Source organism: Janthinobacterium foliorum (genome assembly GCF_978021625.1).
Genome location: NZ_CDXDQE010000004.1, coordinates 261,308 through 284,427, shown reverse-complemented (window position 1 = coordinate 284,427; position 23,120 = coordinate 261,308). Strand labels below are relative to the sequence as shown.

16 protein-coding genes and 1 tRNA gene are annotated in these 23,120 nt (G+C 62.1%); 6 read left to right on the top strand and 11 right to left on the bottom strand.

Annotated features, from left to right (window positions below; genetic code table 11):
• Positions 1–221 precede the first annotated feature (221 nt).
• From ACZ92H_RS11545 to ACZ92H_RS11530, 4 genes are all read right to left on the bottom strand, one after another.
• Positions 222–1,298: an aldose epimerase family protein gene (locus ACZ92H_RS11545; RefSeq protein WP_465049424.1), complete on the bottom strand. Its 1,077-nt coding sequence runs from the start codon at positions 1,296–1,298 to the stop codon at positions 222–224.
• A 15-nt stretch (positions 1,299–1,313) separates the two neighbouring features.
• On the bottom strand, positions 1,314–2,261 hold the full coding sequence (locus ACZ92H_RS11540) for a glycoside hydrolase family 43 protein (protein WP_131374646.1): 948 nt from the start codon (positions 2,259–2,261) through the stop codon (positions 1,314–1,316).
• 179 nt (positions 2,262–2,440) lie between these two features.
• Positions 2,441–3,793 (bottom strand): MFS transporter, encoded by a 1,353-nt coding sequence (locus ACZ92H_RS11535; protein ID WP_465049423.1) that lies wholly within the window; start codon positions 3,791–3,793, stop codon positions 2,441–2,443.
• 189 nt (positions 3,794–3,982) lie between these two features.
• Positions 3,983–6,640, bottom strand: coding sequence for a TonB-dependent receptor (locus tag ACZ92H_RS11530; protein WP_465049422.1), 2,658 nt, complete (start codon positions 6,638–6,640; stop codon positions 3,983–3,985).
• 307 nt (positions 6,641–6,947) lie between these two features.
• On the opposite strand from ACZ92H_RS11530, the gene ACZ92H_RS11525 reads away from it, so the two are divergent.
• Complete coding sequence (locus ACZ92H_RS11525; protein ID WP_465049420.1) at positions 6,948–7,625, top strand: type 1 glutamine amidotransferase domain-containing protein; 678 nt, start codon at positions 6,948–6,950, stop codon at positions 7,623–7,625.
• Between the two features lie 103 nt (positions 7,626–7,728).
• Here ACZ92H_RS11525 and ACZ92H_RS11520 read toward each other — a convergent pair.
• Positions 7,729–7,804: transfer RNA gene (locus tag ACZ92H_RS11520), tRNA-Arg, on the bottom strand.
• A gap of 199 nt (positions 7,805–8,003) precedes the next feature.
• On the opposite strand from ACZ92H_RS11520, the gene ACZ92H_RS11515 reads away from it, so the two are divergent.
• A complete protein-coding gene (locus tag ACZ92H_RS11515; RefSeq protein ID WP_465049418.1) occupies positions 8,004–8,567 on the top strand; it encodes a c-type cytochrome in 564 nt (187 codons plus the stop codon).
• Positions 8,568–8,771: 204 nt separating this feature from the next.
• On the opposite strand, the gene ACZ92H_RS11510 is transcribed toward ACZ92H_RS11515, so the two are convergent.
• The 3 genes from ACZ92H_RS11510 to ACZ92H_RS11500 form a co-directional block, all read right to left on the bottom strand.
• Positions 8,772–10,841: a M13 family metallopeptidase gene (locus tag ACZ92H_RS11510; RefSeq protein WP_465049415.1), complete on the bottom strand. Its 2,070-nt coding sequence runs from the start codon at positions 10,839–10,841 to the stop codon at positions 8,772–8,774.
• 188 nt (positions 10,842–11,029) lie between these two features.
• The gene (locus ACZ92H_RS11505) at positions 11,030–13,105 is read right to left on the bottom strand and encodes a M13 family metallopeptidase (RefSeq protein WP_131374658.1); all 2,076 of its coding nucleotides are present in this window, start codon (positions 13,103–13,105) and stop codon (positions 11,030–11,032) included.
• A 513-nt stretch (positions 13,106–13,618) separates the two neighbouring features.
• On the bottom strand, positions 13,619–14,197 hold the full coding sequence (locus ACZ92H_RS11500; RefSeq protein WP_465049414.1) for a hypothetical protein: 579 nt from the start codon (positions 14,195–14,197) through the stop codon (positions 13,619–13,621).
• 325 nt (positions 14,198–14,522) lie between these two features.
• On the opposite strand from ACZ92H_RS11500, the gene ACZ92H_RS11495 reads away from it, so the two are divergent.
• The 3 genes from ACZ92H_RS11495 (at position 14,523) to ACZ92H_RS11485 (ending at position 19,255) form a co-directional block, all read left to right on the top strand.
• Positions 14,523–15,968, top strand: a complete 1,446-nt coding sequence (locus ACZ92H_RS11495) for a S41 family peptidase (RefSeq protein WP_465049413.1) — start codon at positions 14,523–14,525, stop codon at positions 15,966–15,968.
• A gap of 245 nt (positions 15,969–16,213) precedes the next feature.
• On the top strand, positions 16,214–17,335 hold the full coding sequence (locus tag ACZ92H_RS11490) for a beta-ketoacyl-ACP synthase III (protein ID WP_465049412.1): 1,122 nt from the start codon (positions 16,214–16,216) through the stop codon (positions 17,333–17,335).
• A gap of 210 nt (positions 17,336–17,545) precedes the next feature.
• Positions 17,546–19,255, top strand: a complete 1,710-nt coding sequence (locus ACZ92H_RS11485) for a cation:proton antiporter domain-containing protein (protein ID WP_465049411.1) — start codon at positions 17,546–17,548, stop codon at positions 19,253–19,255.
• 113 nt (positions 19,256–19,368) lie between these two features.
• Here ACZ92H_RS11485 and ACZ92H_RS11480 read toward each other — a convergent pair whose 3' ends face one another.
• Positions 19,369–21,414 (bottom strand): oxidoreductase, encoded by a 2,046-nt coding sequence (locus ACZ92H_RS11480; protein WP_465049410.1) that lies wholly within the window; start codon positions 21,412–21,414, stop codon positions 19,369–19,371.
• A gap of 160 nt (positions 21,415–21,574) precedes the next feature.
• Between ACZ92H_RS11480 and ACZ92H_RS11475 the strand changes: the two genes are divergently transcribed.
• Positions 21,575–22,174, top strand: coding sequence for an SRPBCC family protein (locus ACZ92H_RS11475; protein WP_465049409.1), 600 nt, complete (start codon positions 21,575–21,577; stop codon positions 22,172–22,174).
• 1 nt (position 22,175) lies between these two features.
• Here ACZ92H_RS11475 and ACZ92H_RS11470 read toward each other — a convergent pair whose 3' ends face one another.
• On the bottom strand, positions 22,176–22,631 hold the full coding sequence (locus ACZ92H_RS11470; protein WP_131374670.1) for a hypothetical protein: 456 nt from the start codon (positions 22,629–22,631) through the stop codon (positions 22,176–22,178).
• A gap of 46 nt (positions 22,632–22,677) precedes the next feature.
• Positions 22,678–23,118, bottom strand: a complete 441-nt coding sequence (locus ACZ92H_RS11465; protein WP_092713338.1) for a DUF2721 domain-containing protein — start codon at positions 23,116–23,118, stop codon at positions 22,678–22,680.
• Between the last annotated feature and the right edge of the window lie 2 nt (positions 23,119–23,120).

The following is a 23,120-nucleotide window of genomic DNA, read 5'->3' as shown; positions in this document are numbered from 1 at the left end:
GATGTTGGGATACTAAAGAATCCTGCCATGCCTTTCCAATCAATTTTTAATGCGTTCCGATATCGAAAACGATATCGGCATGCACCAATATAAACGCCCTGGGCGCGCGTGGCGGCAGGGCGTTAAAGGTATTCGGGGGCGGACCCTGAGGGCGAAGACGCCCGGTGGGCGGATGCCGATCCCGCGGGGACCGTCCCCGGCGTTCATTGGGTGTCAGGCAACTATTCTGCAGAAAAGCGGTACACCGTTTCTGTCCGGTATTCCTCGCCCGGCCGCAGGATGGTGCTGGGGAAATGCGCCTGGTTCGGCGCATCCGGGAAATGTTGGGTTTCCAGGCACAGCGCGCTGCGGTAGCTGATGGCGCGCAGCTTGCCGTACTGGCTGCTGTCGAGGAAATTGCCCGTGTACAGCTGCACGCCAGGTTCCTGCGTGTACACCTGCATGCTCCGGCCCGACGCGGGATCGCGCACGGTGGCAGCCAGGTTCAGCAATTGATCTGCCTTTTTATTCAGCACGAAGTTGTGGTCGTAGCCCCGGCCGATGCGGATCTGCTCATGCGGCAAGTCGATGCTGTCGCCGATGACGGTGGGGTGGCGCAAGTCGAACGGCGTGCCGGCCACGTCCGCCAGCTCCCCCGTCGGGATGGAACCGGCGTCGACGGGCAAGTAACGGTCCGCGTTGATCGACAGCTCGTGGCCCAGGATATGCCCCTGCCCCGCCAGGTTGAAATAGCTGTGGTTGGTCAGGTTGACGGGCGTGGCCTGGTCCGTCACGGCGTGGTAGCGCAGGCTCAGCGCGTTGTCGTCGTCCAGTTCGTAGACGACAGTCACGTCCAGCTGGCCAGGATAACCATCCTCGCCGTCCGGGCTGCTGCGCGTAAACGTCACGCCCACGGCGTCTTCCTTGGTGAACGGCTCGGCCTGCCACATGACCTGGTGAAAACCCTGGTTCCCGCCATGCAAATGATTCGGCGCGTTATTCACGGCCAGCTGATAGGCCTTGCCGTCGAGGCTGAAGCGTCCCTCGGCGATGCGGTTGCCGAAGCGCCCGATGACGGCCCCCAGGTAAGCGCCATTGTGCAGATACGGCTCGATGCGCTCGAAACCGAGCACGACATCGGCAAAGGTGCCATCGCGGTCCGGCACGTGGATTTCACTGATGATGGCGCCAAAGTCGAGCACCTTGACTTGCATGCCCTGGCGGTTCGTCAGGGTAAACACGGTGACGTGGGCGCCGTCGGGCAAGACGCCGAACGGTGCTTGCGTCACTGAAACAGTAGCGGAATCAACTGAGGTCATGGCGTGGGTCCAGGTTTACAGGGTCGATGAACGGCCAAACACGGGCATGCCTTGCGCATCCCAGCGCAGCGGCTTCACAAAGGTATGGCGGTCCGGATTCCACAAGGGGTCGCCGACGATTTCCGTGTAGGTGCGGGCATGGTACACCAGCAACACACCCTCGCCGTCGGCCGCCGTCGTGAAACTGTTGTGGCCGGGGCCGTAGACGCCGTGCTCGTAGCAGGTGGCAAACACGGGATCGGGCGACTTCGTCCAGGAGGAGGGATCGAGCAAGTCGGCGGAGGCATCCGCCCACAGCAAGCCCATGGCGTAGTTTTCATCCGTGGCACTGGCCGAATAGCTGATGAAAATCTTCCCGTTGCGCTTCAATACGGACGGTCCCTCGTTGACCCAGAAGCCACGGATTTCCCAGTCGAATTCCGGTTTGCTCAGCATCACTGGCGGGCCGCCCAGCTGCCATGGCGTGGCCATCGGCGCGATGTACAGATTGGAATTGCCTTCGATGGCGATATCTTTCTGCGCCCACAGGTAATACAGCACGCCATCGTGCTCGAACGTGGTGGCGTCCAGGCAGAAGGTGTCGATGCCCGTGTCGATCTGGCCCATGAACTCCCACTCGCCTTCGAGCGGATTGGCGTTCGTATTGCGGATCGCATACATGCGGTGCTGGAACAGTTTATGTTTGATTTCGCGGCTCGGCGCGGCGGCAAAATACACATACCAGGCGCCCTGGTTGAAGTGCAGCTCCGGCGCCCACACCAGTTCGCTGTGCGGGCCCGTCAGCGGCTTGTGCCAGACGTCGACGGTCGGCGCATCGGCCAGGCCGGCAATGCTGTCGGCGCGGCGCAGTTCGATGCGGTCGTACTGCGGCACGGACGCCGTAAAGTAGTAATAGCCGTCGCTGTGGCGGTAAATGTGCGGATCGGCACGTTGTTCGATCAGCGGTTTCAGGACGTCAGCCATATGCACTCCAAATCAGTTCATTAAATTAAATTATTTTGCTTTACAACACCTGAGAAAACCGTAGCGCGCGGAAGCGAGAGGTGGCCAAGAAGCGCAAGCGTACGCTTGTACGGGGGCGCCGAGCCGGTGAGCATCGCAGGCCGCCTATACCGACGCGCAGCAGCTTAGCTCAGGTGTCCTCATGCGGCGACGTAGCCACGCTTGTGCATTTCCACCTTGACGCCCGTGTAGTAGCTGTCGCTGATGCGGTACTTGAACATCAGCAGGCCCATCAGCAAATGGAAGAAGCCGGGGATGACCGACAGCATCAGCGCGATGCCATTCAGGGCGAATTGCGTTTGCTCATGGTTGGGCTGGTAGTCGAAATACGACAGCAGCATGCCGACCAAAAAACCCGCCACGGCCATGCCCGCCTTCTGGCAGACGGAGATGCCGCCGAAGGCAAAGCCGGAAACGCGCTTGCCCGTCTTGACTTGACCGTAATCAATGGTTTCGGCGATGGCCGACCAGAACACGGGCGCATGCAAGTCCACCACGAAGGAGAGCAGGAAATACAGGGCGAAGGCCAGCACGGTGTCGCTCGGCTGGACGAAGAAATAGATCGCCAGGCTGATCAGCGCCACGCCGATTTGCGAGTAGCGGAACAATTTCACCTTGCAATAGAACTTGGTGATCCACGTCGAGGCGACCATGGCCAGGATGGCGGCCACCACGCCCGTCGTCAGGAAGGCGGCCACGGTTTCCGTGTCGCCGCCCAGATAATATTTCGCGTAATAGATGGCGACGGAACCGCGCACCACATAACCCACCGTGCCCGTGACGCATACGCCGCACAGCACCAGCCACTGGTCATTCTTCAGCAGCACTTGCAGCTGCTCCATCAGCGATTGTTTTTCCACCACGTGGACGACCCGCTCGGTGGTGGTGAAATAGCAGAACAGGAACAGGGCCACGCCCATCACGGCCATGACGGCCATGGCCGCCTGGTAGCCGACGGCCGGGTTGCCGCCGCCCCAGCGCTGCGACAAGACAGGCACGACGATGGTCACCATAAAGGCGCCGATCTTGGCGAAGAACAAACGGTAGCCATTGGCCGACAGGCGCTCGTGCGGGTCGCTGGTGAGGCCGCTGATCAGCGAGATGTAGGGAATACCCACGCCGGCCGTCATGATGGTCATCAGGATATACGTGGAATATGCCCAGACGAGCTTGGCGTCATAGCCCCATTCCGGCGTCGTGAAGACGAAAAATACGCTGACGCCGAACGGCACTGCCAGCCACAGCAGGTATGGACGGTAGCGGCCCGAGGCAAAGCTGTAGCGGTCGGTGATCTGCCCCATGACCAGGTCGGCGATGGCGCCCACGACCTTGACGGCCACGAACAGCAGGGCCAGGTCGGTGGTTTTCAAGCCATAGATATCGGTATAGAAAAAGGTAATGATCAGCATCATCGACGAGATGACGACATTGAGCGCCATGTCGCCGGCGCCGAAGCCGACCTTTTCAACGGTAGATAATTTTTGCGTCTCCATGCTTTCCGTCCATTCTTTTTATGATGAATCGTGCCTGACTGCCCAATTGACAGGGGCGCTGCCGGCCGAAACCATGGCAACGCCCTTGGATACTGCTTTTTTCACTCATGTATAACGTTCAGGGCAAGGCGCGTTGCCGAAGACAGTACGAGGAGTACGGCGAGGCAATGCAACGCAGCCATGGACGTTTTACATTTTCCAGCGCAACGAGAGGCCAACGGTGCGGTCATAGCGGCGCGTATCGCGCGCATATACGCCCGGCTCGTTCCAGTAATCCTTGAACTTGGTATCGAGCAAGTTATTCCCATCCAGAGTTACCGTGAACTGGTCGTTGATCTTGTACGACAGCGAGCCGTCGAGCTGGGCCGTGGCCGCCACCTTCAAGTCCAGGCCGGGGCCGCCCTGGTTGTAGCTGTCGATGAATTTCGAGCGCCAGTTGTAGGCCAGGCGGCCCGACCACGCGTCTTTCTCGTACAGCACGACCAGGTTATAGGCGTAGCGCGACACGCCCGTGATGGCATGGCTGCCCGTTTCGTCGTTGGTCTTGCCGCTCATGTAGGTGCCGTTCGCCTGCAAGCCCAGGCCGTTCAAGATGCCGGGCAAGCCGTCATAAAACTGCTGGTAGCCAATTTCCAGGCCTTGCAGCTTGCCGGCGGCCGTGTTGTACGGGCGGTCCACGTCATACACCTTGCCGCCGATGGTTTCGCTGGAGATGCGCTGCTGGATGTAGCCGTCGAATTTGTGGTGGAACACGGTGGCGTTGACGGAGCCGGCTGGCGCAAAATACCATTCCAGCGCAGCGTCGAAATTGTCGCCCGTCACCGGTTTCAGATCCGGATTGCCGCCCGCGCCCGTGGCTTTCACCGTTTCCGTCGAATTGACCAGGGCCACGCCCGGGTTGAGCTGGGCAAAGCCGGGACGGCTGATGGTGCGGCCCGCCGCGAAACGGCCGATCAGGTCGGAGCGCAGCTTGATTTTTAAAGCCACGCTGGGCAGCACGTCGGTGCTGGCCGTGTCGCTGATGACGGGCGTGTACACGCCATCCTGCGAACTGTTGCCCTGCAGGCTTTGCTCGGTGCGCACCACGCGCACGCCCACGGTGCCGTCCACCGGGTAGGCGCCCAGCTTGAAGGCGATCTTCGCCTTGCCGTAGATGGAATAGGTTTTTTCCGTATCCTTGAAGAAGGAGCCAGGATCGAGGGCGCGCGCCGCGCTGCTGCCCGTGATGGCTTCGCGCAGGGCGCCCGTGTTATTGATCAGGAAGCTGGCGCACGGCGTGTACCACTGCGTCAAGCCATAGTTGGGGCCGCCGCTGGACATCGGTTCCGACAGGCAATTCAGGCCGGGAATCGACGTCACGCTCTGGCGGTTGAAAGGAAATGCGGCGCCGGACACGTCCGGTGCTTCCGCATTGCCTTCAAAGCTCTTGATCGATTGCGCTTCGCGTTTCACGCCGCGCACGCCGACGCTGATTTCCTTGAAGAAGCCGCCGGCGCCTGGCGTGTAGGCCAGGTCGGCGCCCAAGTCATTCGAGCTGCCTTCATCCCGGCCGTAGCGGTCGAAAAAGCCCTTCAGATAATAATTCGACGGGTCTTTCAGGTCGATGCCGCTGTAATCGACGTTCAGGGTGCCGTTCAGATTGGTATTGATGGTGGCGTTCGGCACCTGCGTGATGGCGTCGAGGATGGGGTTGCGCCAATTGAACGTGCTCTTGGTGCTGGCCAGTTCCGACGTGAAACGCCACTCCGGATTGATTTCCCACAAGCCGCCCACGGCGAACTGGTGCGTCTTCGACTCGCTCTTGTTCGCCTGCGTCGACATGATGGTGTTGACGTTGGTGGAGGTCAGGGTTTGCAGCTGGTCGGTGCCGGGAATCCTGGTGGCGGACACGGGCGTGCCCCACCATGGCAAGCCGACGAAATAATCGGATTCGGAGTCGAGCAGGAAGCGCGTGGCCATGCCTTCCGCGTACAGTTCCACGTCGGCGTTCGGACGCCATTGCAGCACGGCATTGGCGGTGGTGCGGCGGCGGTCGCCCTTGATCGGCAGCAAGCCCACCTGGTCGGGTGCCGTCAGGCCCGGCGAAAAGTAGCTCTTGTCCACGGGCGCCGTATTGAACGCGCGTTCCTCATGGTAGCGGTGCTGCTGCTGCGACAGGCCGAACAGCGCGCCCACGTCGCCGATGCCCGTCTTCCAGCGGTTCGACACCATGCCGCTGACGTTCGGGTCGGTGGCCTTCGATTTGTCGCTGTACATGGCCCGCGTGTTGACGCTGGCCGTGAAGTCCTTGAAGTCGAACGGACGGTTGGTGCGCACGTCGATGATGCCGGCCACGCCCCCTTCCACCTGGTCGGCGCCCTGCGATTTGTACACGTCCACGCGCTGCAGCATGGTGGCGGGAATGTCGGCCAGGTTGACGTAGCGCCCGGTGGTGGTAAACAGTTCGCGGCCGTTGAGCAGGGTCGTGACATCGCGCAAGCCGCGGATCATGACGGCGCTGGCCTCGCCCGAATCGCGGCGGATCTGGATGCCGGACACGCGCGCCAGGGTCTCGGCCACATTATTGTCGGGGAATTTGCCGATATCGTCGGCCACGATGGAATCGATGACCTGGTCCGAACGCATCTTGATCTGCTGCGAATTTTGCGCCGAGCGGCGCACGCCGCTGACCGTCACGACCGACACTTCCGCCGCCGCGCCGGCAGTGGCATCGGCCACCACCGCTTCCTGTGCCCGGACCGATGCAGTGCTCAGCAAGCCGATACCGGCCAGTGCCGCAACAGCTGCCTTCAAGGTGAATGGACGAGGGGACATGGCCGCGAGCGGGCCGGTGGCGTTCGACATCATGAATCTCCAGATATTGTATTGATATTTTTTCTGCTGCTTGCATGTCGGACGCATGCTCGGCGTTTATCTTAGGGGCTGGACGATAATCTCTCCAATCAATTTTTCCACTGTTTCGATATCAATTTCGATATCGGCGCAGGGAGGGCTGAGAAGGTTGTAAACCGACAACGGCAGGGGCGTGGCGGGCATTTCTTAGATGGCAATGCTTAAAAAAGTGGCAGCGCTGGCGTGCAGCATGAAAACGCGAACAGGACTAAGCTCGGGATTCGGCAAATGTCATCCCCCCACCACTTGCACAGGAGTTCGCATGAACGTATTGATGGTATTGACCTCGCACGACCAGCTGGGCGACACGGGCCAGAAGACCGGCTTCTGGCTGGAAGAATTCGCCGCGCCGTATTACGTGCTGAAGGATGCCGGCGCGCGCCTGACCCTGGCCTCGCCCAAGGGCGGCCAGCCGCCGCTGGACCCGAAGAGCGATGCGCCGGAATCGCAGACGGCCGCCACGGACCGCTTCAAGGCCGACCCGGCCGCACAAGCCGCGCTGGCCGCCACGGTCCCCCTCGCCACGGTGAAGGCGGCCGATTACGACGCCGTGTTCTACCCGGGCGGCCACGGTCCCCTGTGGGACCTGGCCGAAGACAAGGACTCGATCGCCCTCATCGAAGCACTGCACGCGGCCGGCAAGCCCGTCGTCGCCGTCTGCCATGCGCCCGGCGTGCTGCGCCACGTCAGGGGCAGCGACGGCCAGCCCTTGGTAAAAGGCAAGAAAGTGACGGGCTTCACGAATACGGAAGAAGAGGCCGTGGGCCTGACGAAAGTCGTGCCCTTCCTGGTGGAAGACATGCTCAAGGAAAACGGCGGGGTCTACTCGAAAGGCGCCGACTGGGCCTCATATGTGCTGACGGATGGCATCTTGATCACGGGCCAGAATCCGGCCTCGTCGGAGGCGGCGGCGCAGGCCTTGCTGAACTTGCTGAAATAAGCATCAAAACGGGACAGGTGGCTGCGCAGCGACAAGCGCAGCCAACGCCTCGCGCGTTGCAGGCGTACTGGCGCTGGAAGAAACGGCAAGTCGTGATTTATCTTGGTGCGGCTGGCGGGGATCGAACCCACGACCCTTGGCTTCGGAGGCCAATACTCTATCCACTGAGCTACAGCCGCGTAGGGGGAATTTCTGAAGTGATGCGAAGGATACCGTTTTTCTTTACCTACGTCTACGGAAACTGTCGTATCGCCGGCAATTGCATGTCACTGCTCAATTTTTGTGCCTATAATTGTGGGTTTCATAAAGGTTTACATCCAGGCATGTAAAAATGCTACCTTACACGGCCATCAGTTTCGAATCTGGACTAAGGACATCATGAGCGACGCACATAACGAACAACAATCAGCGATCAAAACGCCTAAACAATTGCTTGCCGCCGTAGCTGGCTTCTTCCTCATCACCGTCATCGGCATCATCTTGCTGGTGCAATTTGTCACCACCCAAAAACTGACGGGGGCCGGCTCGGACAGCCAGTCGCCGGAGGCCATTGCCGAACGCCTGAGTCCGGTGGCCAATGCTGGCTATACCTTCAAGGATGCCAGCGGTCCGAAAGTGCTGCAAAGCGGCGAAGCCGTCTACACGGCCACCTGCGTGGCCTGCCATGGCGCCGGCGTGGCCGGCGCGCCGAAGTTTGGCGATGCGGGCAGCTGGTCGGCCCGCCTGGCCCAGGGCTACGATACGGTCCTGAAACACGCCATCGAAGGCTTGCGCGCCATGCCGGCCAAGGGCGGCAATCCCGACCTCGACGATGTGGAAGTGGCGCGCGCCGTGGTCTACATCGCCAACGCATCGGGCGGCAAGTTCAAGGAACCGGAAGTGCCGGCCCCCGCCGCGGCCGCTGACGGCGCCTCCGCTCCTGCGGCAGAGCCGGCCAAATAATTCAGCCCATGCGCTGTACAAGGAACCGCCTCGATGGGCGGTTTTTTTTCGCCTGGCGCGGATGCTGACGCCGGGGCATGCCTTGCAGCACGACGCCGCCCGCCACGCCGGTGCGGGCGACTGCCGCTTGCGCCAGATCAAACGGCGTAAAAAAGCCGCCCGGCTTGCACGGGGCGGCTGCAACTTACACTATCAACCCACGTCTTACCACATGATGACGCGGTCTTTTGGCGGCAGGTACATCTTGTCGCCCGGCTTTACGTCGAAGGCCTGATAGAAGCCTGGCTGGTTGCGCATGGTGCCGTTGGCGCGGAACTGGCCTGGCGAGTGCGGGTCCGTTTTCAACAGCACGAGTTGCTGCGCTTCACGCATCTTCATGCGCCATACCTGGGCAAAGCCCGCGTAGAAGCGCTGTTCGCCCGTGAAGCCGTCGATGACGGGAGCTTTCTTGCCATTCAGCGACAATTTGTACGCCTTATAAGCGATGGCCACGCCGGAGTTGTCGGCGATATTTTCGCCCAGGGTCAGCTCGCCATTCACATAGTGGCCCGGCACGGGGCTGAAGCTGTTGTACTGCGCCACGAGCTGCTTGGTTTTCTTGGCGAAGTTCTTGTGGTCGGCCTTGGTCCACCAGTCGCGCAGATTGCCGTCGCCGTCGTACTGGGCGCCCTGGTCGTCGAAGCCGTGGCTGATTTCATGGCCGATCACGCCGCCGATGGCGCCGTAATTGACGGCGTCATCCGCCTTGGCATCGAAGAACGGCGCTTGCAGGATGGCGGCCGGGAAGACGATTTCGTTCAGCTCAGGGTTGTAATAAGCGTTCACGGTCTGCGGCGTCATGCCCCACTCGTCGCGGTCGATCGGCTGGCCCAGCTTGTTGAGTTCACGGTTGTAGTTGAGCAAATGCGAACGCTGGATGTTGCCCACCAGGTCGTCCGGCGTGACGTCCAGGGCCGAATAATCGCGCCATTTGTTCGGATAGCCGATCTTGGTGGTGAACTTGGCCAGCTTGATCTGCGCCTGCTTCTTGGTGACAGGGCTCATCCAGTCGAGTTTGTCGATGCTTTGCTTGTAGGCCGTCATCAGGTTTTTCACCAGCGCTTCCATGCGCACCTTGCGCTCGGCCGGGAAATACTGTTCCACATACAGCTGGCCCACGGCTTCGCCCAGCGCGCCTTCGACGGCGCCCACGCCACGTTTCCAGCGCGGACGCATTTCCGTCACGCCCGTCAGGGTGGTGCCATAGAAGGCGAAGTTTTCATCCACATACGCTTTCGGCAGGTAGCCGGCGTTCGCGTGCAGCAAATGCCACTGGAAATACGCTTTCCATGTTTCCAGCGGCGTCTTGCCGGCGATCTCGGCGAAGCCTTTCAGGTAGCTGGGCTGGCTGACGATCACATAATTGACCTTGCCGGCGATGCCCGTGTCCTTCAGGTAGCGGGCCCAGTCGTAGCCGGGCGCCACGTCGGCCAGTTTCGCCAGCTCCACCTTGTTGTAGGTCTTGACGGGGTCGCGGTTCTGCACATTGCTCCATTGCGCCTTGGCCAGTTCCGTTTCCAGCGCGAGGATGGCTTTCGCATTCGCGGCCGCATTCGCGTCGCCGGCCAGGCTCAGCATTTTTTCCACGTGGGCCAGGTACTTGGCACGCGTGTCGGCCTTGCCTTCTTCCAGGTAGTAGTCGCGGTCAGGCAAGCCCAGGCCGCTTTGCACGATGTCGGCCACGTACTTGGTGGAATCCTTGGCGTCCTGGTGGATGCCGAAGTCGTACGGCGAGGTCACGCCCAGCTTGCTGAAGTGCGCGATCACGGCCGGCAATTCCGCCTTGTCCTGCAGGGCGGCGATTTTCGCCAGCTCCGCATTCAAGGGCGTCAGGCCCAGGCTTTCCAGCTTGGCTTCGTCCATGAAGCTGTGATAGAAGTCACCGATCTTCTGGGCATTCGAGCCGGCCGCGCGGGCCTTGTCGGCGGCAGCGCCTTCGACGATGCCGCGCAGCTGCGTTTGCGTATCGTCGGCCAGCTTGGCAAAGCTGCCCCAGCTCGACTTGTCGGCAGGAATCACGGTTTCCGCCAGCCATTTGCCGTTCAGGTGCTGGAACAGGTCGTCCTGGGCGCGCACGGCCGGGTCGATGTATTCGATGGCGATGCCGGACGTCAGCCCCGCAGGCGCGGCAGCCGTGGTGGCGACGGCTTTCTTGGCGGTATCAGCGGCGCCGGCCATGCCGGACACGCCAGCCAGCAAGCTCAGAGTCAATGCACTTAACAAATAACGATTCACGGTAATCCTCAGTATTGTATTGTGTGGAATAGACGGGTCAGAACGCCCAAGGCTTCTGGCCCGGTTTTTGACTGTAGCATACCGGCCGAAACGACAGAAAAAACTTTTGCCGGAATGTAAAAAAGACCACGCAAGGTGGTCTTTTTTGTTGCTACAGTCGTACGTTTTTCAACACCACGCGCACGCGCTTACCAGATGATGACGCGGTTTTCCGGGGCAACATACATCTTGTCGCCCGGTTTCACGCCAAATGCCTCATAGAAGCCAGGCTGGTTGACCATGGTGCCATTGGCGCGGTACTGGCCCGGCGAATGGGGGTCAGTCTTGATCTGCACGATTTGCTGCGCTTCGCGCATCTTGCTGCGCCACACCTGGCCAAAGCCCATGTAGAAACGCTGGTCGCCCGTCAAGCCGTCCAGCACGGGCGCCGGCTTGCCGCCCAGCGAAATCTTGTACGCCTTGTAGGCGATCGCCACGCCCGAGTTGTCGGCAATGTTTTCGCCCAGGGTCAACGCGCCATTGACGTTATAGCCCGGCAATGGGCTGTAGCCATCGTATTGCTTGGTCAGCGCGTCGGCCTTGGCGGCGAAATTCTTGCGGTCGGCCGGCGTCCACCAGTCGCGCAAGTTGCCGTCGCCATCGGACTGGCTGCCCTTGTCGTCGAAGCCGTGGCTGATTTCATGGCCGATGACGGCGCCGATGGCGCCATAGTTGACGGCATCGTCCGCATTGGCGTCGAAGAATGGCGGCTGCAGGATCGAGGCCGGGAAGACGATCTCATTCATCGTCGAGCTGTAATAGGCGTTCACCGTTTGCGGCGTCATGCCCCACTCCTCGCGGTCGATCGGCTTGCCCAGCTTGGCTACCTGGCGCGCGGAGCCGAAATTGGCGGCGCGCATCATGTTGCCTACCAGGTCACCCTGGACGATCTGCAGCTTCGAATAATCGCGCCACACGTTCGGATAGGCGATCTTCGGCGTGAACTTGGCCAGCTTGGCTTGCGCTTCCTTCTTGGTTTCCGGGCTCATCCAGTCCAGGGTATCGATGCTTTCCTTGTAGGCGGCCAGCACGTTCTTCACCAGTTCCTGCATGTGCGCCTTGCGCTCTGCCGGGAAATATTGCGCCACGTACAATTTGCCCACCGCTTCGCCCAGCACGCCGTCGACGGCGCCCACGCCACGCTTCCAGCGCGGCTGATTCTGCGTCACGCCGCTCAGCACGGTGCCGTAGAAGGCAAAGCTTTCATCGACAAAGTTCTTCGACAGATAGCTGGCATAGCTGCGCAGCAACTGCCATTCAAAATACGCTTTCAGCGTGTCCAGATCGGTTGCCGCCAGTACCTTGTTGTAGCCAGCCAGATAGCTCGGCTGATTGACGATGACGTAATCGACCTTGTTGGCGATGCCCAGAGCGGCCAGGCCCGACTTCAGGTCATAGCCCGGGGTCAGGTCGTTCAGCTTGGTGATGTCGGTCTTGTTGTAGCGTTTTACCGGGTCGCGGTTCTCGACCTTGGTCCATTGCACTTCGGCCAGCGCCGTTTCCAGGGCCACCACGGCCTTGGCGTGGGCGGCAGCGTTCTTGTCGCCCGCCATGCCCAGCATTTTTTCCACGTGCGCCTGGTATTTTTCTTTTACTCCAGCCTGCTTGGCTTCCAGGTAGTAGTCGCGGTCGGGCATGCCCAGGCCGCTTTGACTCACGTAGGCGGCATATTTGGTCGAGGCGCGCGCATCTTGCCCCACATACACGGCGTACGGCGTGGACACGCCCGTCTGGCTCAGGTGGGCGATCAGGGCGGGCACGCCCTTCTTGTCGCGCAGCGAGCGGATGCGGTTCAGTTCGCCGGCCAGCGGTTTCACGCCCAGCGACTCCAGCTTGGCTTCATCCATGTAGCTGGCGTACAAGTCGCCAATCTTTTGCGCTTCGGAACCGGCTTTCTTGTGCTTGTCCTGTTGCGTGGCTTCGATAATGCCGCGCAACTGTGGCGTGGTGTCATCGCGCAGCTTGGCGAACGAACCCCAGCTCGATTTATCGGCCGGGATCTCGGTCGTGGCCAGCCACTTGCCGTTCAAATGGGTAAAGAAATCGTCTTGCACGCGCACGGCAGGGTCGATGTATTGCACGTCGATGCCGGAGACGACGCCAGCGGCGGCAGGCGCGGCGCTCGGTGCGACGGTCGGCGCGGCAACGGCGGATGCGGGCTCGGCGGCGTTAGCAAACGCAGCCAACAGGGACAGGGTCAGACTGCTTAAGAGATATCGGTTCACGAGTGTCCTTATGGGGCATGTCAAAAAGATCGGGCGGGTAGCCTCTGGCGGACTGTCTCCTACGAAGAGCCCGCCGCGCCAGGCGCTTCAGGAATGTAGCACGGCAACATAAGGCTTGACCATCCCTGCCCCCGGCGCTGGCGGGGCAAACGGGCCGGGCAGCCCGCATGCACACTTGGTCGACCAGGGAATGTGCCAAACAGTACTCCCCCCTGTGGCGGCCCCCAAGGCACGCCATGTCTCCGCGTGGCGCGCCAGCAAGGGCGGCCGTGCATGCGCGCAAGGCGGGCCGGCTGGGGCCCTCAACGTCGCGGGCGACAATAGGCGGGACGCCACGGCGGCGCGCCATTTTTTACTTTACGATACATTTGCCCGACAATTAAGCAACAAAAGTCGTGGCGAAATTGGCAATTTCGGCCGGCATCAGCGCCGTCGCGTCCCATGGTCATGGCACTGCATTGCCTGGAATGCAGTGTCATGCACTCAGTTGCCGGTAAATCGGTTGCCAGTCAATCAGTTACCAGGCAGATTCATGCTGGCGCCGCCGCTGCCCACGTTCATGCCCATGCCGGCCTTGCCACCGCCCTTGCGTCCGCCATGTTCGCCCGGCGGCGCGCCGCGCGACTCGCCGTGCGGCGCCGCCGCATCCATCACGCGCGCCATCTGGCCGGCGATGAACTGGGCCACCATCTGGCGCTGCTGCTCGTCGAGGGCGTCGTTGACGCTGAGCCACCATTCGCGCACCTGCTTTTCTTCCGCCACGCTCACGCTGCTTTCAGTGTCCAGCCCGCCCACCAGGTCGCGCAATTCCAGCCGCGGCGCTTGCAAGCCCTGCGTCACCGCCGCTTGCAGGCGTTCGCGGCGCGCCTTGCGCTCGCGCAAAAGCTGGCGCGTTTTCCCTTCCACCTGCTGCCACAGGATGGTCTGATTCGCGTTGAGTTTCAATTCCGTCTTGAAATCGGGCGCCATCGGCAGCAAGTCTTCCAGCCGCATGTCGGCGATCGGCACGGCCGAGGCTGTCAATACGGTAGTACCCAGCAGGAAAGCCAGGCCGAGGCGGCGCAAGGCGGGGGGAAAGGTCAGCGATGTCATGGGGGGCTCCGGATAAAAAAAAGCCTGCGTCCGAAGACGCAGGCAAAACCACTTCGGGTCGAGAATGCGAATCCACTATAGGGCCGCCGCTCACGCTTTTTTTCGACTCTTACAAATGCTTACTCCCCTCAAGACTAACTATACATCGCATACAAAGCCGCAACACTTGGCAAGCTGGCCGCCGCCATTTACCCCCTAGACTGTGCCAAGGCACGCTTTTTCCACGCCCGGCCCACGCCGGCAGAGATTCAGGTCTATACTTTCAACCAAGCGCCGCTCCACGGGGACTGGCGCTTGTGCAAGACACTACCGCTGTAAAGGTGCAATGATGGGCAAACTCAAAAATACCGGCTTGATCGGCCTGGGCGTGGTGGCCGGCGTCGCCGTGTCCCTGCAGTTTTCGGCGATGGCGCAAAAAACCGTCGAGCCGCCCCTTCCGCTGGAAGAGCTGCGCCAGCTGGCCGATGTGTTTGGCCTGATCAAGTCCGATTACGTCGAGCCGGTGCAAGACAAGAAACTGCTGGAAGACGCCATTGCCGGCATGGTGGCCTCGCTCGACCCCCACTCCGCCTACCTGGACAAGAAGGCCTACGCCGAGCTGCGCGAAGGGTCCGAGGGCAAATTCGTCGGCCTGGGCATCGAAATCGGCCTCAGCGAAGACGGCTACATCAAGATTGTTTCGCCCATCGAGGATTCGCCCGCCTACCGCGCCGGCATCAAGGCCGGTGACCTGATTACCCGCCTCGACGGCCAGCCCGTCAAGGGCGTCAATCTCGACGACAACGTCAAGCGCATGCGCGGCGAACCGGGCACCAAGGTGTCGCTGACCATCGCCCGCAAGGATGAACCGCAACCATTGTCGTTCGTCATCACGCGCGAAGAGATCCATCAAAAGAGCGTGAAGTCGAAAATGGTCGAGCCCGGCTATGCCTGGCTGCGCGTGTCGCAATTCCAGGAACCGACCGTCGACGACATGGCCGCGCAAATCAAGGCGCTGTACCAGCAGGACCCGCATATCAAGGGCATGGTGCTGGACCTGCGCAACGATCCGGGCGGCGTGCTGCAAGGCGCCATCGGCGTCTCGGCCGCGTTCCTGCCGAAAGACTCGGCCATCGTCTCGACGAATGGCCAGCTGCCGGACTCGAAACAGGTGTTTTACGGCCGCGCCGAATACTATACCTTCCGCTCGGAAGGCGACGCGCTGGCGAAATTGCCGGCCGCCATCAAGAACGTGCCGCTCGTGGTGCTCGTCAATACAGGCTCGGCCTCGGCCTCGGAAATCGTCGCCGGCGCGCTGCAGGACTACAAGCGCGCCACCATCATCGGCACGCAAACCTTCGGCAAGGGTTCCGTGCAAACCATCCGCCAGCTGACGGCCGACACGGCCGTCAAGCTGACGACGGCGCGCTACTACACGCCGAATGGCCGCTCGATCCAGGCCAAGGGCATCGTGCCGGACCTGCTGGTCGATGAAAATGCGGACGGCGACGGCTTGAACGGCTTGCGCATCCGCGAAGCGGACCTGACCAAGCACCTGAGCAACGACCGCGACCCGGACAGCGCCAAGGCCGCCGCGCCCGTCAATGACGAGATGGAAGAGCAGCTGCGCATCATCGCCCTGGAAAAAACCCGCAAGCCGCTGGAATTCGGCAGCAAGGACGATTTCCAGCTGCACCAGGCGCTGAACCACCTGAAGGGCTTGCCCGTGCAACTGGCCAAGGCGGAACCCGTGGTGGTGCAGGCCGACGTCAAGAAAGAACAGAAAAAGTAGGCCGTCAGGCAGTCCTGGGGGATCGGCAGACGCCGCCACTGGCGCGCATGCCTGCGCCGTCACCCGGCGTCCCCGTCTGCCCCGTCACACGCCATCCGCCCGGCAACCGTCCACGCGACAAAAATCAATCTTCCGCAACACATCGCCTTCCCCGCAACACGAAACTCTCTACAGTCGAGCCCGTTTGTGTAAAATTTGCTTCACTTATCGGCGCCATGTCGATTGCCAAATTTGAAAGTTTAACCATGAAACAAGTCGTCATCAGCGGTACCGGACTGTATACGCCGCCATTTTCGATCTCCAACGAAGAACTGGTCACCTGCTTCAATGCCTACGCGGAAAAGTTCAACGCCGATCACGCCGACGCGATTGCCGCCGGCGACGTGACGGCACTGGAACTGTCGAGCGTGGCCTTCATTGAAAAGGCCTCCGGCATCAAGTCGCGTTTCGTGATGGAAAAGGACGGCATCCTCGATCCGGCGCGCATGGTGTCGCGCATTCCCGAGCGCGGCGATGATGAATTGTCGCTGCAGGCGGAAATGGCCGTGGCCGCCGCCCGCGATGCGCTGGCCCGCGCCGGCCGCACGCCGGCCGATATCGACATGGTGCTGGTGGCCTGCAGCAACATGCAGCGCGCCTACCCGGCCATGGCCGTGGAAGTGCAAGACGCGCTGGGCATCGACGGCTATGGTTTCGACATGAACGTGGCGTGCTCGTCGGCCACCTTCGGCATCCAGCAAGCCGTGGCCGCCGTGCAAAGCGGCCAGGCGCGCGCCGTGCTGGTATTGAATCCCGAGATCACCAGCGGCCACCTGAACTGGCGCGACCGCGACAGCCACTTCATCTTTGGCGACGCCTGCACGGCCATCATCGTCGAAGCGAAAGACACGGCCGTGTCCCAGCACCAATTCGAGATCATCGGCACAGAACTCAAAACGCGCTTCTCTAACGCCATCCGCAACAATTTCGGCTTCCTCAACCGTTTTGACGAATCCGGCGTCGGCAAGGCCGACAAACTGTTCCGCCAGCAAGGCCGCAAGGTCTTCAAGGAAGTGTGCCCGATGGCCGCCGAGATGATCAAGGCAACCCTGGCCAAGGCCGGCGTGGAAGTGGCGCAAGTGAGCCGCTACTGGCTGCACCAGGCCAACCTGAACATGAACCTGCTGATCGCGCGCCTGATCCTGGGCCGCGATGCGGAAGCGAACGAAGCGCCGGTGATCCTCGATACCTATGCCAACACCTCGTCGGCCGGTTCCATCATTGCCTTTCACAAATATCAGGATGACATGGCGGCGGGCAGCACCGGCGTCATCTGCTCGTTCGGCGCCGGCTATTCCATCGGCTGCGTGATCGTGCGCAAGGTCTGAACGCCACGGCGTAGCAGCGCCTGATTCCTTGAATTAGGCGCTGTTCATGGTGGATTGGCCTCAGTTCACGGCCACCTGCACGAAGATGGTGTGCAAGTTTTTTACAAAAAAAGCGGCAGGAAAATTCCAGCCGCAGCTTTGTTGCGTTTATACTTAGCCCCTGAGCAACATCTCTTCCATCCGCACGCCGCCATAAGGAACCCACCCCGCATGCCCCATGACATCAGTCTGATCACCACCATCGCCGCCGCCCTCGGGTTCGGCCTCATCTTCGGCTTTATCGCCGCGCGCCTGAAATTGCCGGCATTGGTCGGCTATCTGGCTGCCGGCATCATCATCGGACCGGCCACGCCCGGTTTTGTAGCGGATGCGGAAATAGCCGGGCAATTGGCGGAAATCGGGGTGATGCTGATGATGTTCGGCGTCGGTCTGCACTTTTCCATCGAGGATTTATGGGATGTCCGCAAGATCGCGCTGCCTGGTGCCATCTTGCAGATCGCCGTCGCCACGGCGATGGGCATGGGCCTGGCCCATTGGTGGGGCTGGAGCCTCGGTGGCGGGCTGATCTTCGGCCTGGCCCTGTCCGTGGCCAGCACCGTGGTGCTGCTGCGCGCGCTGGAAGAACGGGGCATCCTCGACTCGCTCAACGGGCGCATCGCCGTCGGCTGGCTGGTGGTGGAAGACCTCGTCACCGTGCTGGTGCTCGTGCTGTTGCCGGCGTTTGCCGGCGCGCTGGGCGGCAAGGTCGCCGCGGGCGGCGAAGAAGTCAGCCTGTGGCATACCCTGGCCATTACTCTGGGACAAGTGGCCGGCTTCATCGTCTTCATGCTGGTCGTGGGCCGCAAGCTGTTCCCGTGGATCCTGTGGCAAGTGGCGCGCACCGGGTCGCGCGAACTGTTCACCCTGTGCGTGATCGCCGCCGCCGTCGGCATCGCCTACGCGTCAACCAAGCTGTTCGGCGTGTCCTTCGCGCTGGGCGCCTTCTTCGCCGGCATGGTGCTGCGCGAATCCGAACTGAGCCACCGGGCCGCGGAAGAGTCGCTGCCCCTGCGCGACGCCTTCGCCGTGCTGTTCTTTGTTTCCGTCGGCATGCTGTTCGAGCCGAATATCCTCATCGAGAAGCCCCTGCAAGTGCTGGCCGTGTGCGCCATCATTATCTTCGGCAAGTCGATCGCCGCCTTTTTGCTGGTGATGGCCCTGCGCTACCCGCCCAAGACGGCCATCATCGTCTCGGCCAGCCTGGCGCAGATCGGTGAATTCTCGTTTATTCTGGCCGCCCTGGGCCTGTCGCTGGGCCTGATGCCGCAGGAAGGCCAGAGCCTGATCCTGGCCGGCGCCATCCTCTCCATCGCCCTGAACCCCGTCGTCTTCAGCATGGCCAAGCCGCTGCTGCGCGTGATCGGCAACAGCGATTTCGCCCGCAAGTTCGAACGCACCACCGACCCGTTGGCCGAACTGCCGATGACGGTGCCGCAGGAAAAACTCTCGGGCCAGATCGTGCTGGTGGGCTATGGCCGCGTGGGCCGGCGCATCGCCGCCGCGCTGATGGAACGGGGCATCCACTTCGTCGTGGCCGAGGAAAACCGCGAAATCGTCGACCAGCTGCGCAAGCAGGGCATTCCCGCCGTGGCCGGCAACGCGGGCGAACCGGCCGTGCTGATCCAGGCGCACATCACGCATGCCACCATGCTCGTCATCGCCACGCCCGATACCTTCCACGTGCGCGCCATGATCGAGACGGCGCGCGCGCTGAATCCGAACATCATGACGGTGGTGCGCACGCACAGCGAGGAAGAAGCGGAATTGCTGCGCGCGGAAAACGCGGGCAAGGTCTTTATTGGCGAACACGAGCTGGCCAATGGCATGGCCGAGCATGTGCTGCAGAGCTTTGATGCGGCCAAGAAGGGGCATGGCCATTAAGGTTCCTTGATGCCGAACCTCTAGCCCATGCAAATGCCGGGGTCGGTCCCTGCGGGATCGGGATGTGCCTCACTGGGGCGCATCCCCCGTCGGGTCTGACCCCAGCCCTCAATTTACAAACTGGCGGCCAGCTCCGCCCCTTCCCGTATCGCCCGCTTGGCGTCGAGTTCCGCCGCCAGGGCGGCGCCGCCGATTTTATGGAAGCGCGGGCCACCCGGCAGCAACGGCTTGCCATCCTTGCCCAGGTCCGGCATCAGTTCCGTCAGGCTGTCCTGTCCCGCGCAGATGACGACGTTGTCCACGGCCAGCAGGCGCTGCTCGCCGCCCACCGTGATGTGCAAGCCCTGTCCGTCGATCTTGTCGTACGTCACGCCAGCCAGCATGGCCACGCCGTTGCGCGCCAACGCCGCGCGGTGCACCCAGCCCGAGGTCTTGCCCAGGCCAGCGCCCACCTTCGAGGTCTTGCGCTGCAGCAGGAAGATCTGCCGCACGGGATGTGGCACCACGGGCGGCACCAGGCCGCCGCCCGTGGCCGCGTTCAAGTCCACGCCCCACTCGCCCGCCCACGTGGCCACGGGTTGCGGCAACGGATGCGCCGGGTCGTGCAGCAGGTATTCCCCCACGTCGAAGCCGATGCCGCCCGCGCCGATGATGGCCACGCGCGCGCCCACGGGTTTCTTCTCCTGCAGCACGTCCAGGTAGGACAGCACTGTCGGATGGTCGATGCCGGGGATGGCCGGCAGGCGCACCTTGATGCCCGTGGCGACGATGACGTCGTCATAGCCGCCGGCCAGCAATTGCTCGCGCGTCACGCGCTGCCCCAGGCGAAGCTTGACGTCCAGCAGCGCCAGCCGGCGCGCAAAGTAGCGGATGGTTTCCGTGAACTCTTCCTTGCCCGGTATCTGCATGGCCACCTTGAACTGGCCGCCCACGCTGTCACTGCTGTCGAACAGGGTCACGTGGTGCCCGCATTCGGCCGCCACGCAGGCGGCGGACAGCCCGGCCGGCCCGGCGCCGACGACGGCCACCCGGCGCGGCACGGCTTTTTTCGCGTACACGAGTTCCGTTTCGTGGCAGGCGCGCGGGTTGACCAGGCAGCTGGCGCGCTTGTTGGCGAACGTGTGGTCCAGGCAAGCCTGGTTGCAGCCGATACAGGTGTTGATTTCATCCGTGCGCCCGGAGGCGGCCTTGGCGACAAAGAACGGGTCGGCCAGGAAGGGCCGCGCCATCGACACCAGGTCGCAGTCGCCCTGTTCCAGGATGGCGTTGGCTTCCTGCGGCATGTTGATGCGGTTCGAGGCCACCACGGGTATGCCTACTTCGCGGCGCAGCCGGCCCGCCACGGAGGCAAAGGCGGCGCGCGGCACGGAAGTGACGATGGTGGGCACGCGCGCCTCGTGCCAGCCGAAGCCCGTGTTCAGGATCGTCACGCCCGCCTGCTCCAGCGCCTTGGCCACCGTCACCACGTCATCCCAGGTATTGCCGCCTTCGACCAGGTCGAGCAGGGAATGGCGGTACATGATGATGAAGTTCGGACCGACGGCGGCGCGGATGCGGCGCACGATCTCCACCGGCAGGCGCATGCGGTTTGCGATGCTGCCGCCCCAGCGGTCCTGGCGCAGGTTGGTGCGCGCGCACAGGAACTGGTTCAACAAGTATCCTTCGCTGCCCATCACTTCGATGCCGTCATAGCCCGCTTTTTGCGCCAGGCGCGCGCAGCGCACGTAGTCGCAGATGGTGCGCTCGATGCCCCGCTCGCTCAGGGGACGGGGACGGAATGGCGAAATCGGCGATTTCTTCGCCGACGCCGAGACGACGAAAGGCTGATACCCATAGCGGCCCGCGTGCAGGATCTGCATGACGATCTTGCCGCCTTCCTCGTGCACGGCGCGCGTCACCTTGCGGTGGTTCGGCACGTCGCCGAGGAAGTTCAAGGTGCCGCCGAAGGGCAGCAGCCAGCCCTGGCGGTTCGGCGAGATGCCGCCCGTGACGATCAGTCCCACGCCGCCCCGCGCCCGCTCGCGGTAGAACGCGGCAAGCTTGCCATAATGATAAAAACGGTCTTCCAGCCCCGTATGCATGGACCCCATGATGACTCTGTTGCGCAAAGTGGTAAAGCCCAGGTCGAGCGGGGCCAGCAAGTGGGGATAGGCAGTCATGGTCGGTCCGATAGAAGATGGTATGCAGGCCGTACGGTAACAAGCATTGCCGGCCGCCGCAGCGACTTTCTCTAGACCGGGAGTTCTAATTCGGCCCTTGCGCGGGACTGCTGGCGCGCGCAGCTTGTGCCGGGCGCAACTTTCCCGTAGGCTAGGTGGCATGACGCGACTCTTTCTCTGCCTGCTGATGCTGTGCGCCGTCGCCATCCCGGTGGCCGCCTCGGCGCAGCCACAGGCACAGGCGATCCGCCTGGACAAGCTGAAGGTGGATGTCAAGCGCATCGAAGTCGATGGCCAGCGCATGTATGAAGTCGATGCCAGCGGCAGCGTGCTGGCGCCGCCCGCGTCCGTGTGGAAGACCCTGACCACTTACGAGCGCATGAGTGAATTCGTGCCCGACCTCAGTTCCTGCCGCGTGTTGTCGCGCAACGGCAATGAAGTCATCATCGAACAGCAGGGCATGGCGCGCTTCCTGTTCATGAACCACCCGATCCACCTGGTGGTGCGGGCCCTGGAATCGCCGCCGACGGCGATCGACATCGCCCTCATTTCCGGCGACATGCGCCATTATGAATCACGCTGGAACCTGTACCCCGTGCCCGAGACGGGCGGCACGCGCATCGTCTTTTCCAGCCGGCTGATGCCGGGCTTTTACGTGCCCGGCATGCTGGGCACGACCATGATACGCGGCGATATCGAGCGCATGATGGCGGCCGTGCTGGCCCGCATCGACAGCCAGTACACGGACAAATCCAGCTGAATTACGCCAGATAGGTATCGCGGTCGCGGATCTCGGCGAAGTTTTCCAGGTTGCCCAATTTCACGGTGACGGGATTGAGGCTCGCCTGCGGCTGCATCGAGCGCCAGGCGAACAGCCATTCCTGCTCCGCAGCCTCGGCGCGCGTCTTGGTGAAGGCGGCGCCCAGGGCGGCGCGCTGGCCATACTCCACAAGGCCGTCGATGCCGGCCCAGCTGGGCAAGGTGCGCTGCACGGCGCGGTGCAGACGCTCGCCGAATTCTTCCGTATTGTGAATGATCAGGCAGGCGTCGGCCGGGGCGAACAGGTCAAACAGTTTCTTGTCCCACACCTGGGAAAAGCTGAGGGTCAGGCAATTGCCCGCTGGCGTCAGGCGGAACTGGCCCAGGCTCAGCGCCAGTTCGAGTTCGCTGCGCTGGCCGTAGCGGTGCAGGGTGGGGGGGCGTTGGTAATCGTGCATGCGGGACTCGTTCTTCAATAGTGGGGTAAAACGGCGCAACTGCCGCCTAGCGTGGCGGGCGGATATGGCGCCGGATGCGCTGGGCCGTCGCGGCCAGGTAAATTTCGCGCAATAAATAAATAAAACAACCGATCAGGCACAGCACGGCCAGCACAAAGAAGGCGGCGATGTATTTGTCCAGGGTCAGGTTCAAAATATCGCCCAAAAACAGCATGGCGATGATGACGCAGACGAAGAAACCGCATGCCGTGCTGAGCGAAATCGAATAATTGATCAGATGGGTACGCCGATACAGGGTATCTAGCTCATCCATATAGAAATCGTTGTAGCCGATGTCGAGCCGGTCTTCCAGCACGCGCGTGCGGTCGATGATGCGGCCCAGGCGGTTGGTCAGCACCACCAGCATGGTACCGATACCCGTCAACAGGAAAACCGGCGCGATCGCCAGCTGGATGATATGGCCGATGTCGCCGATCTGTATGTTCATGG

Bases quoted from the DNA above. Each gene is read 5' to 3' on its own strand.
- ACZ92H_RS11480 (WP_465049410.1), bottom strand. From the start codon at position 21,414: ATGACTGCCTATCCCCACTTGCTGGCCCCGCTCGACCTGGGCTTTACC.
- ACZ92H_RS11475 (WP_465049409.1), top strand. From the start codon at position 21,575: ATGACGCGACTCTTTCTCTGCCTGCTGATGCTGTGCGCCGTCGCCATC.
- ACZ92H_RS11470 (WP_131374670.1), bottom strand. From the start codon at position 22,631: ATGCACGATTACCAACGCCCCCCCACCCTGCACCGCTACGGCCAGCGC.
- ACZ92H_RS11465 (WP_092713338.1), bottom strand. From the start codon at position 23,118: ATGAACATACAGATCGGCGACATCGGCCATATCATCCAGCTGGCGATC.
- ACZ92H_RS11485 (WP_465049411.1), top strand. From the start codon at position 17,546: ATGCCCCATGACATCAGTCTGATCACCACCATCGCCGCCGCCCTCGGG.
- ACZ92H_RS11515 (WP_465049418.1), top strand. From the start codon at position 8,004: ATGAGCGACGCACATAACGAACAACAATCAGCGATCAAAACGCCTAAA.
- ACZ92H_RS11535 (WP_465049423.1), bottom strand. From the start codon at position 3,793: ATGGAGACGCAAAAATTATCTACCGTTGAAAAGGTCGGCTTCGGCGCC.
- ACZ92H_RS11490 (WP_465049412.1), top strand. From the start codon at position 16,214: ATGAAACAAGTCGTCATCAGCGGTACCGGACTGTATACGCCGCCATTT.
- ACZ92H_RS11540 (WP_131374646.1), bottom strand. From the start codon at position 2,261: ATGGCTGACGTCCTGAAACCGCTGATCGAACAACGTGCCGATCCGCAC.
- ACZ92H_RS11545 (WP_465049424.1), bottom strand. From the start codon at position 1,298: ATGACCTCAGTTGATTCCGCTACTGTTTCAGTGACGCAAGCACCGTTC.
- ACZ92H_RS11495 (WP_465049413.1), top strand. From the start codon at position 14,523: ATGATGGGCAAACTCAAAAATACCGGCTTGATCGGCCTGGGCGTGGTG.
- ACZ92H_RS11500 (WP_465049414.1), bottom strand. From the start codon at position 14,197: ATGACATCGCTGACCTTTCCCCCCGCCTTGCGCCGCCTCGGCCTGGCT.
- ACZ92H_RS11530 (WP_465049422.1), bottom strand. From the start codon at position 6,640: ATGATGTCGAACGCCACCGGCCCGCTCGCGGCCATGTCCCCTCGTCCA.
- ACZ92H_RS11525 (WP_465049420.1), top strand. From the start codon at position 6,948: ATGAACGTATTGATGGTATTGACCTCGCACGACCAGCTGGGCGACACG.